The organism is Acetobacter fabarum (genome assembly GCF_022483405.1).
Taxonomy (GTDB): domain Bacteria; phylum Pseudomonadota; class Alphaproteobacteria; order Acetobacterales; family Acetobacteraceae; genus Acetobacter; species Acetobacter fabarum.
This window is the reverse complement of sequence record NZ_JAKVNI010000001.1, coordinates 1,637,069-1,651,827: the sequence shown is the minus strand read 5'-3', so window position 1 is coordinate 1,651,827 and position 14,759 is coordinate 1,637,069. Positions and strand designations below refer to the sequence as shown.

Sequence of the window (14,759 nt, the reverse complement as noted above, 5' to 3'; positions counted from 1 at the left end):
AGTGTCCATTATGTCCGATGCAATGCCTGACCGTCTTTCCGTCAACCCCAACAGCGAGTTCTATAACGAAGCCCTGCTTGAGCGCGGCGTTGGCGTGCGGTTCAAAGGCGTGGAAAAAACCAATGTTGAAGAATACTGCGTGAGCGAAGGCTGGGTACGCGTTGCCGTTGGCAAAACCGTGGACCGCCGTGGCAACGCCCTGACCATGAAGCTGAATGGCCCGGTTGAGGTCTGGCTTAAGGACTGACCTTCCGCCAGCACATGGCACACTGACAATTAAATACTTTATTTAATTGTCAGTGTTTGGAATAGTGTCACGCATAGTTCAAGGCAGACCAGAAGGAACACCATGCCATGACCCAGACAGCACCCAGCACGGAAGCCGATCTCCGGCACACCATTGTTATTGTTGGCGGCGGGTCCGCTGGCATTGCCGTTGCAGCCAAACTGCTGCGTGAGCGCCCCACGCTGGACGTGGCCATTATTGACCCCGCGACAACCCACGCCTACCAGCCCGGCTGGACACTGGTTGGTGCCGGGGTCATGAAGCTGCGCGACACGCTGGAGCAGGAAGGCGGGCTTATTCCCAAAGGCTGCACATGGCTGCGTGCTGCCGTAAGCACCTTTGAGCCCGAGAGCAACACCCTGACCCTGGCCGACGGCCGCACCGTTGCCTATGGCCGCCTGGTTGTCTGCCCCGGCCTGCAACTTGACTGGGACAAGATTGAAGGCCTGAGCGAAACACTGGGCCGCAATGGCGTATGCTCCAACTATTCCAAAGACACGGTGGAATATACCTGGACCTGCATCCAGTCCCTTGCCGGGGGCACAGCCCTGTTCACCCAGCCCCCCATGCCGATCAAATGCGCTGGTGCTCCGCAGAAAATTGCTTATCTGGCCGCAGATCACTGGCGCAAGCAGGGTACACTGAACCGCACCAACGTGGACTTCTGCCTTGCGGGCGATGCGCTGTTTGGTGTGGCCTATTTCCGCCCCGCGCTACAGCAGGCGGTGGATTATTACGGCATCAACCTGCAGTACAAACATAATCTGATTGCCGTAAACGGCCCCGAGCGCAAGGCAACCTTTGCGGTTACCGGCCCCGATGGCAAGGTGACAAAAGTGGTGCGTGAGTTTGACATGCTCCACGTCACCCCGCCCCAGAGCGCGCCTGACTTCGTTAAAAAAAGCCCGCTGGCCGATGCTGCCGGCTGGCTGGATGTGAACGCCACAACACTCCAGCACGCCAAATACCCCACCATCTTTGGTATTGGGGACGTCATGAACACCTCCAACGCCAAAACCATGGCAGCCGCACGTGCACAGACCCCTGTGGTCGTCCGCAATGTTCTGGCCTCTCTGGATGGTCGCCCACTGAGCGGGCAATATGACGGGTACGGCGCATGCCCGCTGACCGTGGCTTACGGCAAGATCGTGCTGGCCGAGTTCCTGTACGGTGGCAAACCTGCTCCGAGCTTCCCCTACGACCAGCGCAAGCCCAGCCGGTTTGCATGGTTCCTCAAAACCACCGTGTTCCCCCATGTTTACTGGGACATGATGCTCAAGGGCCGCGACATTGAAATGCCGCACCACCCGGAATGGTCCAAGGACTGAATACTTATCTCCCCCTGCCCCACCGGGTTCCAACCCGTGGGGCAGAGAGTGTGAATAAGCCCATAAAAAAACCTCCCCAGTTACGGGGAGGTTTTTTTATGCCCTAGGGGCAACTGTCATATGTGGCCGAAATGCCTCCGGCTCACTCCTCATCAATAGAACGTTTGGGGAGCAGAGCTGGCACAAACACCAAAGTCCCCAGAAGCGTGCAGGCCAGAGAGAGCAGCAGCAAGCGCCCCATGCTGGCCGTGCCCGGGTGGTGCGAAAGGGCAAGCGAGCCAAAGGCCGTGCCCGTGGTCAGGGCAGAAAACAGCACGGCTCGTGCGGTGGGGGATGCCAGCGGGAATTTAACTCCATCGCGCCAGTTCATGACAAAATAGATGTTGAAGGATACGCCCACACCCAGCAGCAGCGGCAATGCAATAATGTTGGCGAAGTTGAGTGTTTCTGGAAGCAACACGACCAGAATAACCGTCATCAGCGCAGACAGCAGCAGCGGGGCCAGCACAAGCGCCATATCCTTGATCCGGCGCAGAGCGATCATGAGGATAATGGCGATCATGACCACGGCGGCCCCGGCGGCCTGTTCGAACGCCCGCACAATGGAGCGCGCGCTTTCCACAATATCCACCGCCGTACCGGCCATATCGGGCTCAACCTTCTGCAAGGACCCGACAAACTTGCGCAATGCGCCTGAGCTGCTCATCACCCCTTTGGGGTGTACTTCCACAAGAGCGCGACCATCGGGGAGCAGATAGTCGTTCGCAATGCTTGGGGGCACGTCATGCATGGTAACAGGCCCGGCCTGCAGCATGGTCCGCAACTGGTCCAGCTCCGGTGGCAAAAACCGTACCAGAGCAGTATTGGCGGCCTCCACTGTAGCATCGGGGGCTGTAGCCAGACGGGCCAGAGCAGCCTGAATCCTGCGCAGCGGGTCATTGGCAGGCAGCTTGTCCTGCACTTCGGCCAGAGCGTTGGCGGTGCTGGCCGCTGCTGCACGCAGGGCGGCTGCATCTGGCGCAGGTTTGGGGTTTGGCACAATCAGCGTTGGCAGCAGCAGGGATGCGGCATCCTGAATAAGGGCAAGTTTTTCAGGCTGTTGCGTAGGCACATATGAGCCGAGCCACATGACATCATGCACATCGGGCAGTTCATCCAGACGATCGGCCTGTTTTGCGGCATCATCCAGAGACTTCACCAGCAGTTCCGCGCTGTAGGGGGATGTCTGCGGGTTATCAATCAGCAGGCTGAGGGCGCGCATCCCTTCGGAATTGGGGTTTTTGGTGTGCAGCGGGTCGCCATCAAACTGCAGGGCCGGCACCAGCGCCAACCCGATAACTGCCACCACACCAAAAAAGGCGAGCAGCCATTTGCGATGCTGGCGGATTTTGGTGTCCACCGGCTTCATCCACACATACCCCATGCTGGGGCAGTTAAGCGGCGGGTGGCAGATGCAAAGCAGCGCAGGCAGCAAGGTGGTGGTGCAGACAAAAGCTACCAGCATGCCAATACCCGCAATAAGCCCCAACTGGGCCACACCCAGAAAAGCGGTGGGCGTAAACGCCAGAAAGCCTGCGGAGGTCGCAAGGGAAGCAACCAGAATCTGATGCCCCGTTTCCTCCCCTGTCATGCGCAGGGCTTCGTACATGCCTTCCTTGCCGGTAGCGGTGGGGATCTGTGCACGGAAACGGACAGAAAACTGGATGGCAAAATCTACCGCAATCCCCACAAACAGAATGGCGAATGCGACCGAGATCAGGTTAAGCGTGCCAACCGCCACGGCGGCAAAGCCCGTGGTCAGCAGCAGCCCCACAACCAGCGTAACCACAATAGGCAGCACCACACGCCAGGAGCGCACGGCAAGCGTAAGCCACAGCGTTACCAGCAGCAAAGACCCCACAAGCCCGGCCACCATGCCCTCGGCCACAGTTGCGAACTCTTCATCATCCAGCTGGACCTGCCCGGTCAGGTGGACCTTGGCGTGGTGGCTGCGTACGAACTCAAGGTCCTTGATCACGGCACGCATGGCGTCCGTGGCCTCACCCCCGGGCTGGAAGGAGCCATAGTCCAGAATGGGCTGGGTCATGACAAACTGGTAGCGCCCGGCAAGGTCAGATAACTGCCCCCCGAGCAGACGCTGCCACGAGAGGGGGGATGCCTGACCATCCACCGCTTTTTCCAGCGTATTGGCAAAGCCGGTCAGCGGTGTCTGAAAACCGGCCAGATTGGCCTGTCCGGTCTTGACCCCTTCTGCAATCAGGGAGAGCGCACCAAAAAGCCCACGGGCAGAAGGGTCCTGCGCAAGGGCGGACAGGAAGGGCTGCGCTGCAATCGTGTCGTTCAGGATGCCCGCAAGCGGTTTGGGCTCCAGGAACATAAGCCCGTTGCGCTCAAGGTACGGGTTGGCATCCGGCCGGTTGGCAAAGGCAAAGTGTTTGTGATCCGCTGCCAGCGCTTCGGCCAGTTTGCGTGCGGTTTCCTGCCCTTCTTCTGGCAAATCGGCTTCCACCACCGCGACCAGAAGATTCTCTTTTTGCGGGAACAGGCGGGCCATTTCATCCGAGCGCTGCTTCCACTGCAAACGGGGGGAGAGCATTTTGCTCGTATCCGTGGTCACGCCAAGCTGGGTCATGCCCGCATAAACGCCAGCGCCTGACAGCACGCAAAAGAGTGCCACGACCAGCCACGCATGGCGCGCACAAAGGGTGATAAAACGACCTATGGGTGCAAAGAGCATGATAAACGACAGGATCCTAGAAAAGTCATGGCGTCAGGCACAAAACCGCCTTGGTTTGCCTAACCGCTTCGCACGATGCAAGTGACTATCTGCGCAAGCCACTCTTCTTTTACCGCCCGGAATGCGGAAAATGGGATTTTTCCGGGCCATTCCGGTGGTCCGACCATGTGTGCTCCAGCCATTGCCACAGCACCAGTGCAGGCACGCCCCAGGCAATTTCGCGCAGGCGCTTGATCAGCGAGAGCGCAATGGCAACGGGTGGGGCAATACCAAACAGCCCGCCGACCACCATATAGCCCCCTTCCGACACACCCAGTGCTCCGGGCACGGCAAACCCTGCGGATTTGGCGGCTTCCCCCACACCTTCAATAACAAAGCCGGTCGCCAAAGAGCAGTCATGGCCCATAAAATGCAGGATCAGGCAGACCTCCACCGCCCCCAGCGCCCATGCGGCAAACTGGAGGATCAGGCTGGTCACTGCATTGTTGCGGGTCTTGTACAGGCCCAGCACTTCCTGATGAATCCCGCGAATACCCTCAACCCCGCCCCAACCCAGGTGGGCGGCAATCCGCTCCAGCAGCTTTTCCACCAGAGCAACGGCACCAAGCCACTGGCTGGCAAATACGGCTATGCCAATAACGGCAAGAACAAGGGCACTTTCAAGCAGCCTGTCGGTCACAGCCGAGCGCTGGACCAGAACAAGCAGCAAAAGCAGCCCCGCTACCGTAAACAGAACCTGACTGAGCAGTTCAATCGTAAGGTCACAGATTGTCGCCGCTGCCGCGCGGCGCAAACCCAGCCCCCGCCGGGATAACAGGCGGCTGGCCACTACCTCCCCACCAACCTGCGCCACGGGGAGCAGGTTGTTTACCCCCTCACGCACACAGCGGAGCATGAAAAAATCACGCAGGGGCAGATGGGGCGGCAGGTCACGGCGCGCAATAATGCGCCATGCCTGCGCGGAGAGAGACACCTGAACGGCATGAAAGACAATGGCGGCAAGGATTCCCCAGCCGCCAGTCATGACAAGCGCAAAAATGGCCTGCGCGCCAAAGCGCGAGAGCATCCATAATGTCAGGCCAAGCCCCAGAATGCCGGCCACAAGAGTGATGCGCTTCATGCAGTCTCCCCATTTCATGCCAGAGCTGGCGCTTACTCCGGCATGCCGCTCCTTTTATCCCTCCCTGATCTGACGCAGGAGGGCAAGAGATTCCACACAGGCGGCGGCGGCTTCACGCCCTTTATTATGCACATCATCCGCAGAACGCACAGTTGCCTGCTCTTCTGTGTAGGTTGTGAGAATACCAAATGCCACCGGCACCTCGGTTGCAAGGCTGGCCTGCACAATGCCCAGAGTGGCCCCAAGGCTGATAAATTCAAAATGCGCGGTATCGCCCTTGACCACGCAGCCAAGGCAGATCACCCCTTCATACCGCCCGGTCTTGGCCAGTGCCTGCGCCAGCAGCGGCATTTCAAACGCGCCGGGGGCTGCAAACACATCGCCTTCAGCCACGGCAATGCCGTGTTCGCCCAGCCATGCAATGGCGCCATCCCGCAGGCCACCTGTCACCGTCTCATTAAACCGGCTGACAACCAGTGCCAGACGGGGTGCGGGGGAAAGAGCCTTGAGGTCAGGCAGAGTAACGGGGGAACGTGTACCCATAAGTCGTATTATCCTTTTGAATCACTGCGTCTTGAATACAGACAGCTCAGGCAGGAACCTTGTGCACAACGGGGGACGGTGCATCGCAGCTCAGGTGGTGGCCCATGCGTTTGCGTTTGGCATGCAGGTAGGCACGGTTGAACATGTTGGCCGGAATTTCCAGCCCCAGTCTTTTACGCACCACAAAGCCCCGGCTTTCCAGTGCCCGGACCTTCTCGGGGTTGTTGGTCAGCAGGTCGAGCTGGCCCACACCAAGGCTGCGCAGTATGCCTGCCGCTGCACGCCAGTCGCGCGCATCGGTTGCAAAGCCCAGCCTGTGGTTGGCTTCAACCGTATCCAGCCCGGCATCTTGCAATTCGTAGGCGCGTATCTTGTTTACAAGGCCAATACCGCGCCCTTCATGCCCACGCACGTAAACCAGCACGCCGCACTCGGCCTGCCCGATGGCCTGCAACGCTGCCTGAAGCTGGGACCCGCAATCGCACCGCAGGGAGCCGAGCGCATCGCCGGTCACACATTCGGAATGCAGGCGCACCACCGGCACCGGGCCGTTGGGGCGGACATCCCCCTTGACCAGCGCGACATGCTCCACGCCTTTTTCGTCCCGGAAGGCGTGAATAACCAGCTCATTCCCACCATACACGCTAGGCAGGGCGGCCTTGGCCAGATCGGGCACAACGTCTTCCGCCGCGGGGGCTGCGGCCTGTGCGGGCTGTGGCTCCAGCGGTGCCAGACCATGCGCGCCAATCCATGCCACCAGTTCGGCAATGGAAATAATGGGCATGTCATGCTGCCGGGCAAACACATCCAGCTGAGGGCGGCGGGCCATTGTGCCGTCCTCGTTCAGAATTTCGCAGATCACGGCGGCGGGCTTGAGCCCGGCAAGGCGCAGCAGGTCAATCGAGCCTTCGGTATGGCCAATACGCGCCAGCACGCCACCGGGTTCGGCCCGCAGGGGGAAGATATGCCCCGGAGAGGCAATATCTGCCGGCGTAGCCTCATCTGCCGTGGCAACCAGCACGGTCTGGGCACGATCGGCGGCGGAAATACCGGTGCTGACCCCCTCACGCGCCTCGATCGACACGGTAAACGCCGTGCCATACTGCGCGGTGTTGTCGCTCTGCCGCACCATCATGGGCAGTTCAAGCTGCTCTACGCGCTCGGCGGTCAGGGGCAGGCAGACCAGCCCACGGGCATGGGTGATCATGAAGTTCATGGCTTGCGGGGTCATGAATTGTGCCGCCATAACAAGGTCGCCCTCGTTTTCGCGGTCCTCATCATCCACCATCACAACCATGCGGCCCGCCCGCACGGCATCCAGCGCACGCAGCAGACGCTCGGAAGGCTGGAGCGGTGCGGTCTGCCCCTGTGTCATTTTGCCTGACATTGTGCCTCCACATATTTTGCAATGATATCCACTTCCACATTCACGGCATCCCCCACCCTGAGCGTACCCAGTGTGGTGTGGTCCCATGTGTGCGGAATGATCATGAGGGCGATGCGGAACTTACCGTCCTGCACCGGCCCCACTTCGTTCAGGGTCAGGCTAATACCATCCAGCGCGACCGAGCCTTTTTCCACCATGTAGCGGCGCAGCTCGGCGGGAATATCAAACTCCACGCGCCGGGCATCGCCCGAAGGTGTCGCCCCGACAAACCTGCCCAGCCCATCCACATGCCCCTGCACAATATGGCCGGACAGGCGGGTGGACGGCGTTACCGCACGCTCCAGATTAACCCGCGACCCGGCCGCAAGGGAGCCCAGCATGGTGCGGTCCAGTGTTTCACTGCTGACAAAAAAGCGTACGGGCATATTCTGCGCCGGAGCCACGGCTGTCAGACAGACACCATTGACGGCAATGCTCTCGCCCTCGGCCACGTCGGTCAGGCCGGTCTGCACTTCCAGCATAAGGGAGCGCGCACCCTGCTCGACTGCAAGGACCTGACCGAGAGATTCTATAATACCGGAAAACATGCCTGCTCCTGCGTGCATCGCGCCCATTGCGGAAAAAGGGAAAGGGGGGAGATGTCGTGTCGGGTTGAAACAGAAAAGTGGTCGCAGCCCTGCGCATCCTGCCGGATATGCAGCCAGTCATCCCACACCCCCTGCGCGCTGATCGCACGCAGCAGGGTGGGACCAGCCTCGACCATGACCCACAAGGCGGGCGTGCTGGCCAGCACTGCGGGCAGATCGGCGCAGTCGGGGCAGAACAGAACATCAAAGCGTGCCTGTGCCTGCTCCTGCCAGTGTGCGGGCACCTTGTTGGGCGCACCACACACCACCAGCACCCGCCGCCTGTTGGCGTGGTCTGGCACATGCCGCACGGTAAAGGCGGGCAGGTCGGCCTGTATTGTGCCTGTGCCTGTTACAATACCATCGGTTACGCGCCGCAGCGCGTGGGCAAACTCGAGCGATTGCCGGGTTGTAAACGTTGTGCTGCCAACCGGCGGCACCATGTTGCCCTGTGCATTAACCGCCTGTTTGACCGTAATCCACGGCCGCCCATGCACCATGCGCCATGCAAACGGGGCCAGCAGAGCCTTGCAGCGCGCCAGACAGGCACCACCGTTGGCGGCATGGGCCAGCCACCGCACATCCAGCCCTTTGGCCTGCAAATATGCAGCACCGCCACCGGGCACATGGGGGTTGGGGTCCGCGCAGCCAATCCACACCGTCTGTACGGGCGTGGATAAAAGCGCCTCCGTGCATGGCGGGGTGCGGCCGGTGTGATTGCACGGCTCCAGCGTAACCACAGCGGTATGAATCCGCTCCACCACACCCAGCGCGTGCGCCTGCTCCACAGCCAGACGCTCGGCATGCAATGCGCCTGCCTTGTGGTGGGCGGCAATAACCAGCACTTCCCCCCGCGCATCCAGCAGCACACACCCCACAGCGGGGTTTGGCGCGGTCTGCCCGGCAAAACGCCATGCTTCGGACACAGCCATATCAAAGGCCGCACCAACATGCTCTGGCATAGTGTGGGGGAAAGGTTGAGAAATACTGTTCACCCTGGTGTCTCTTTTAGTCCATACCTGCTCATGACAGACGGACCCAGGGCGTCAAAAAGGGTTACACGCTTTATGCACGCAAGCCGGACTCCGGCTTAACGGACAAAAAACGAGTCTCTCTTTCTCGTTCTCTTTCATCCGGACTATGACCGTCGGCTCCGGAGTTACACCGGATCTGCTGACCCTGCCGAAGCAGGCGCTCGCGGGCTTGGGGTAGCACACCACCCCTTTACCGCCGGTAGGGAATTACACCCTGCCCTGAGAACGTCACACCCGCACAAAACGGGCGCTCTGTTAATATGATGGCCCCAACCCCCGTGTGTTGCAAGGATAAAACTTTTCACATCTGCTTAATGTTTGCTCCGGAGCGGCCCCAAAAGCCGCCCCCCTTGCCTAACATTCCGTTACTGTTATGAGAGAGGACAGGCAGCCTTGGCCCCGGACACGGACCAGCCGGGCCGCTTTTTGCAACCTGCGGGAGCAGTTGGTGCACGCTTACGCACTCTGTAGTGCCTGCCCTGCGGGTGCATATGCACTGTATATTGGAGTTTTTTTAACCCCCATGGACCAGCCATGACCCAGCCAGACCCGGCACCCCAGACCACGCCCCCTCCCGCAGCCATGACCGGCCTTGCCGGATGGGTAGAAGCGCGCCTGCCTGTTATTTCTGCCTTCCGGGCAGAATACATAGACTTCCGCCTGCCCCGTAACCTGAACGGGCTGTGGAATTTTGGGGCCATCCTGACCGTTGTTCTGCTGCTTATGCTGGCTACCGGCATTTTTCTGGCCATGAACTACACCCCGACCAATGCGGGGGCTTTTTTGTCGGTCGAGGCAATAGACCGCCAGCTTGCCGGCGGGTGGCTGCTGCGGGCCATGCATATGACCGGGGCCAACCTGTTTTTGGCCGCACTCTATGTGCATCTTTTCCGTGGGCTGTATTACGGCTCCTACAAAGCCCCGCGTGAACTGCTGTGGCTGAGCGGGCTTGTGCTGCTGGTTATGGTCATGGCCACGGCCTTTGCCGGTTACATGCTACCGTGGGGCCAGATGTCCTACTGGGGTGCGGACGTGATTACCAAGGCCGTGGGTGCCGTACCGGGCATTGGTCCCAGCCTTGAACATATTATGGCCGGGGGCGACCATCTGGGCGATGTTTTTGTGCACCGCTTTTTTGTGCTGCACTTCCTGCTTGCTTTTCTGGTCGTTGGGGTTGTGGGGCTGCATGTGACCATTGTGCACGTCAATGGTTCCAACAACCCGCTGGGCATTGAACCGCGCACCCCGCGCGACACCGTACCGTTCTACCCCTACTATATCAGCAAGGATCTGGTTGGGCTTATTGTGTTCGCCATGGTGTTTGCCGCGCTCATGTTCTTCTGGCCCAATCTGCTGATCGAGGCGGACAACTACACCCCCGCCGACCCCATGCACACACCGGCTGATATTGAGCCGGAATGGTATTTTCTGCCATTTTACGGCCTGCTCCAGTCCGTGCCCTCCAAATTTGGCGGCCTGCTGGCTTCCGCTGCATCGCTGCTGATCCTGTTTGCCCTGCCATGGCTGGACCGCTCCCCCGTGCGCTCCATGCGCTTCCGCCCGCTCTGCCGCATTGGCCTGTTCGGGCTGGTAGCCGCATTTATTCTGCTGGCGGTTGCAGGCAAGCACCATGCACAGGGCGGCTGGCTGATTGTGGCGCGTCTGGCGGGTATTTATTACTTCAGCTACTTTGTGGTGCTGCTCCCCCTTGCCTCACGCAAGGAAAAAACACGCCCCCTCCCCACCTCCATAGCCGCTGCGGAAGGAGATCAGTAATGCAGGGTTCTTTTTCCCGTCCTGCCGCTGGCCTGCTGCTGGCGCTCGGCCTGTCTGGTGTTGCACTGGCACACGAACCAGACAAAGCCCCCCCCCATCAGGCATGGAGCTTTGAAGGGCCATTGGGCCAGTATGACCAGCACAGCCTGCAACGTGGCTTTCTGGTATTCCAGCGCGTCTGCTCCACATGCCACGGCATGCGCAACCTGACCTATAACGACCTGGCAGGCATTGGCCTGACCCGCCAGCAGATTGAAGAAACCGCAAAAGCCAAACCGCAGCCCGGCACACCGGACGCCATGGGCCAGCCCACCACGCGCCCGGGGCTGCCCGATGACCACCTGAACTCCCCCTTCCCCAGCGATGCGGCGGCTGCGGCCATGATGGGCGGCGTAGCCCCGCCTGATCAGTCCCGCCTTGCCATGACCCATCCGGGCGGGCCGGACTGGCTGTACGCGTTCCTGACCGGCTACCGCATGCCCCCGCCAGCCGATGCGCCCATGGTCCCCGGCAAGTTTTATAATGACTGGGCCGCAGGCCACATGATTGGCATGCCCCCTCCGCTCATGAACGGCATGATCCAGTACCCCGATGGCACCCCTGCCACGGTGGAACAGCAGGCCCGCGATATAACCACTTTTCTGGTCTGGGCATCCGATCCGCACCGCAATGACCGCCACAGCATTGGCAAGGCCGTTATGGCCTATCTGGCCGTGCTGCTTGTGCTGGCCATTGCATGGAAGCGCAAAATCTGGAAACGCCTGAAAACGCAGTGAAGAACAGAAAGCACGCAAGAACCATGACACGCGAGACTGACACCACCCCAGCTCCCGAACAGACCCCCGGTCGCCGTGACTTTCTGGGCATGGTCACCACGGCTGGCACGGTCACAGGCATTGCGGCCTGCGCCATTCCGTTTGTGGAAAGCCTGCAACCACAGGACAGCGCCGCCGCACACCTGCCGGTTGATGTGGATATTGCCCATCTGGCCCCCGGCCAGCAGATAGTGGCTGTGTGGCAGGGCAAGCCCATCTTTATTATCCGCCGCACACCCGAAGAACTGGCAAGCCTGCAGAATGCGGAATTGAGCGCGCTGCTCAAGGATGCCAACTCCACGGCCAACCAGCAGCCCGGTTATGCCCGCAACTGGCACCGCTCCATTGTGCCCGAATATGGGGTTTATGTGGGCATCTGCACGCATCTGGGCTGCGTACCTGCCTACACTCCTCCACAGGGGTCCGGGCCGGAGGCATCTGGCGGGTACGGCTGCCCCTGCCATGGCTCCAAGTTTGATCTGGCAGGGCGGGTGCAAAAAGGTGCTCCCGCTCCTTACAACCTGCCCGTGCCACCTTATGTCATGCCTTCTGCCACCGTGATCAGGCTGGGGGAAAACCCCAAGGGGGAAAGTTTCGACTTTTCCACCATAGAACAGATCTGACCTTCTCCCCCGCCAGCCTGTGTCTGGCGGGTTTTTTACCGGGCTATACCCCCGGCAAGCCTCACACCCGTAGTGTGAGATGCTTTTGCCCAAAAGCAACTTATCAGCCATAGCGGACTACGCCATGCTCGGCTTGCTCAAAGCCGGTCTGCTCCAGCCCGGCCCAACCCACAGGGAGTTGCTGATATGTCGGGAATTGTTGTTGTTTATCACTCAGGTTATGGCCACACCCGCAAAGTGGCCGAATACCTTGCGCGCGGCGCCAAGGCCGAACTGATTGCCATTGATGACAATGGGGAGCTGCCCGAAAGCGCATGGGACAAGCTAGCCGAAGCCAAAACCATTGTCTTTGGCGCACCGACCTATATGGGCAACGCAAGCTGGCAGTTTAAAAAATTCGCCGATGCCACATCCAAAATCTGGTTCATGCGCGGCTGGCAGAACAAGCTGTTTGCGGGCTTTACCAACAGCGCAAGCCCTGTGGGGGACAAAGGGCTGACACTGGCATGGCTGCAAACCCTTGCAGGCCAGCACGGCGGCATATGGATCAGCCTTGGCATGCTGCCTTCCAACACCAAAGCCGCCAAAAACACGGACCTGAACGCTCTGGGCGGTTCCACTGGCCTGCTCGTCCAAAGCCCGTCTGATGCCAGCGTGGACGAAATCCCCCAAGGTGGGCTGGACACAGCCGCAGCATTTGGTGCGCGCATTGCCGAAATTACAGAACAATTTGCATGAAAAACCCATTCATGCGGCACAAAGTTGTGCGCAGGCAGTCTATTCTTAAAAAAGATAAATAAAACAGCCGCATGGTCAGCGGGTATCACGGAAGAGTGATACCCGCTTGTCGTTTTTCCAGTTTCATTATGAAACCGGAATGTTACCTATCGGAGTAGTCAATCACCTTAGCAGCACATATAAATATAATACTTAAAGTGCGGGAATCTGAGTAATGAATCTGTCCGGAAAAAAAACAGGTCTTGCCGTTGCCCTAAGTGTCGCATCGGTTCTGGCAGCCGTTCCCCTTAAATCGGCAAAGGCGCAGGTTCACCCTTTTTCAGCTTTTTCCAGTGGTAGTTCCGACCTGTCACACTGGCTGTCGGACGTTACCCTGATCGGTCAGATTGAAGGCGGCATCATGGCCAACCCGGCCCGCCCCAACCCCGGTTACAACTTTGGCGACTTTCTGGCCGACCATGCCAATCAGGTCCAGTTGAATCAGGCGGAGTTTACCCTCTCCAAAGCCATCGACCCCAGCAAAAACACCTATCAGGTCGGCTTTACGCTGGAAGGTCTTTATGGCTCGGATGCCCGTTACTACCATCTGGTCGGCATCTCCGATCAGGAATGGAAGGCCCGCTACCAGCTTATTCCCGCACAGGCCCATGTGGATGTACACCTGCCCTGGCTGACCTCTGGCGGGCTGGACATGCAGGCCGGTATTCTACAGGCCCCCATGGGTGTGGAGGGGCTGGACCCCGCCTCCCGCGCATTCTACACGCTGGCCTATACATCTGAATATTCCGTGCCGTTCCAGCATGTGGGCGCCATGTTCAACTGGCATGTTACGCCTATTCTGGACGTAACATTCGGGATTGATACAGGTAACCAGACCACCTTTGGCGCATCGGACAACAACAGCCGTCCCGCCGGGTATTTTGGCTTTAACCTGAACAACCTGCTGGGTGGTAAACTCCGTATTGTGGAACTCAGCCGCGTAGGGCCGGAGAATGTCTGGCAGAGTGTCGGGCATTACGAGGCAGACCACGCACAGCGCTTCTGGAACGATATTAACGCGACCTATCAGGTTAACGACAAGCTAAGCCTGACAGCCGAATTCAACTACCTGCATGACGAGGGCATACGCGGTATTGGTGCGCGCGGGCAGTTTGCCGGCACGGATGCCGAAAGCTTTGTCAGCTTCCTCAGCTACAAGATCAACAAGGACTTCACCTTCAACTATCGTGGCGAAATCTACCGCGACAACAACAACTCGATGGTGGCAACCTTTACCGGCAACAACTCTTACATGAATGCCATTGCAGGGCGCTCCTACACCACCATGACCGGCGCAAGCGGGCATGGCACCACCTACGGCGACCTGTCGCTTAACGTTGCCTATCGCCCTGATCTGGGCCACCATATCCGCGTTTTCCAGCTACGTCCTGAAATCCGGTTTGACCGCGCGCTCAACAGCACCTCACCCTTTAACGGAGGCCGCAACAACGGCATGTTCACCTTTGGTGGTGACGCAGTGATCGGCTTTTAAGCCATACAGATTACACAGTTACGCGCGCCCTCCACCACGGGGGCGCGTGCTCTTATAGTAATTACTCACACCTTCCTCCCCCAACACGGGGGCTGCCTTCCGCCTTTGGCACTCGTCATGCCTCCAAGCCCTGCCCAGATGTGGGCTATGACATCCGCCGCAATGGCGATTAAATATTAAAGAATTAAAAAATAATTTCCGCTTTGCGCCAGAAC

General features: G+C 59.4%; 13 protein-coding genes and 1 riboswitch. Of the genes, 7 read left to right on the top strand and 6 right to left on the bottom strand.

Annotated features, from left to right (window positions below; genetic code table 11):
• The first annotated feature begins 10 nt into the window (after window positions 1-10).
• Both LKE65_RS07735 and LKE65_RS07730 read left to right on the top strand, forming a co-directional pair.
• Entirely contained in the window at window positions 11-247 is a 237-nt protein-coding gene (locus LKE65_RS07735; RefSeq protein WP_025826566.1) for a DUF3297 family protein, read from the top strand.
• 107 nt (window positions 248-354) lie between these two features.
• Window positions 355-1,614 carry an NAD(P)/FAD-dependent oxidoreductase gene (locus LKE65_RS07730; protein WP_086645549.1) on the top strand — a complete coding sequence of 420 codons (1,260 nt, stop codon included), beginning with the start codon at window positions 355-357 and terminating at the stop codon, window positions 1,612-1,614.
• A gap of 142 nt (window positions 1,615-1,756) precedes the next feature.
• Here the strand turns inward: LKE65_RS07730 and LKE65_RS07725 are convergent, their stop codons facing one another.
• The 6 genes from LKE65_RS07725 to ribD form a co-directional block, all read right to left on the bottom strand.
• Entirely contained in the window at window positions 1,757-4,351 is a 2,595-nt protein-coding gene (locus LKE65_RS07725; RefSeq protein ID WP_278740900.1) for an MMPL family transporter, read from the bottom strand.
• Between the two features lie 109 nt (window positions 4,352-4,460).
• Entirely contained in the window at window positions 4,461-5,471 is a 1,011-nt protein-coding gene (locus tag LKE65_RS07720) for a flippase-like domain-containing protein (protein WP_165925374.1), read from the bottom strand.
• A 54-nt stretch (window positions 5,472-5,525) separates the two neighbouring features.
• Window positions 5,526-6,014 carry a 6,7-dimethyl-8-ribityllumazine synthase gene (ribH, locus tag LKE65_RS07715; protein ID WP_086645552.1) on the bottom strand — a complete coding sequence of 163 codons (489 nt, stop codon included), beginning with the start codon at window positions 6,012-6,014 and terminating at the stop codon, window positions 5,526-5,528.
• A gap of 46 nt (window positions 6,015-6,060) precedes the next feature.
• Window positions 6,061-7,401 (bottom strand): 3,4-dihydroxy-2-butanone-4-phosphate synthase, encoded by a 1,341-nt coding sequence (gene ribB / locus LKE65_RS07710; RefSeq protein WP_242005730.1) that lies wholly within the window; start codon window positions 7,399-7,401, stop codon window positions 6,061-6,063.
• Window positions 7,386-7,988 carry a riboflavin synthase gene (locus LKE65_RS07705; protein WP_165925373.1) on the bottom strand — a complete coding sequence of 201 codons (603 nt, stop codon included), beginning with the start codon at window positions 7,986-7,988 and terminating at the stop codon, window positions 7,386-7,388. The genes ribB and LKE65_RS07705 overlap by 16 nt, the downstream gene beginning before the upstream one ends.
• Window positions 7,970-9,022 (bottom strand): bifunctional diaminohydroxyphosphoribosylaminopyrimidine deaminase/5-amino-6-(5-phosphoribosylamino)uracil reductase RibD, encoded by a 1,053-nt coding sequence (gene ribD / locus LKE65_RS07700; RefSeq protein WP_408744051.1) that lies wholly within the window; start codon window positions 9,020-9,022, stop codon window positions 7,970-7,972. The genes LKE65_RS07705 and ribD overlap by 19 nt, the downstream gene beginning before the upstream one ends.
• Window positions 9,023-9,144: 122 nt before the next feature.
• A riboswitch (FMN riboswitch) is annotated at window positions 9,145-9,292 on the bottom strand.
• Between the two features lie 303 nt (window positions 9,293-9,595).
• Between ribD and LKE65_RS07695 the strand changes: the two genes are divergently transcribed.
• The 5 genes from LKE65_RS07695 to LKE65_RS07675 all read left to right on the top strand — a co-directional run bounded on the left by LKE65_RS07695 (window position 9,596) and on the right by LKE65_RS07675 (window position 14,544).
• A complete protein-coding gene (locus LKE65_RS07695) occupies window positions 9,596-10,837 on the top strand; it encodes a cytochrome b (RefSeq protein WP_086645556.1) in 1,242 nt (413 codons plus the stop codon).
• Complete coding sequence (locus tag LKE65_RS07690) at window positions 10,837-11,613, top strand: cytochrome c1 (RefSeq protein WP_278740899.1); 777 nt, start codon at window positions 10,837-10,839, stop codon at window positions 11,611-11,613. The genes LKE65_RS07695 and LKE65_RS07690 overlap by 1 nt, the downstream gene beginning before the upstream one ends.
• A 23-nt stretch (window positions 11,614-11,636) precedes the next feature.
• Complete coding sequence (gene petA / locus LKE65_RS07685; RefSeq protein ID WP_278740898.1) at window positions 11,637-12,275, top strand: ubiquinol-cytochrome c reductase iron-sulfur subunit; 639 nt, start codon at window positions 11,637-11,639, stop codon at window positions 12,273-12,275.
• A gap of 186 nt (window positions 12,276-12,461) precedes the next feature.
• Complete coding sequence (locus LKE65_RS07680) at window positions 12,462-13,013, top strand: flavodoxin family protein (protein WP_086645559.1); 552 nt, start codon at window positions 12,462-12,464, stop codon at window positions 13,011-13,013.
• Between the two features lie 214 nt (window positions 13,014-13,227).
• A complete protein-coding gene (locus LKE65_RS07675; RefSeq protein ID WP_086645560.1) occupies window positions 13,228-14,544 on the top strand; it encodes an outer membrane beta-barrel protein in 1,317 nt (438 codons plus the stop codon).
• Window positions 14,545-14,759 lie beyond the last annotated feature (215 nt).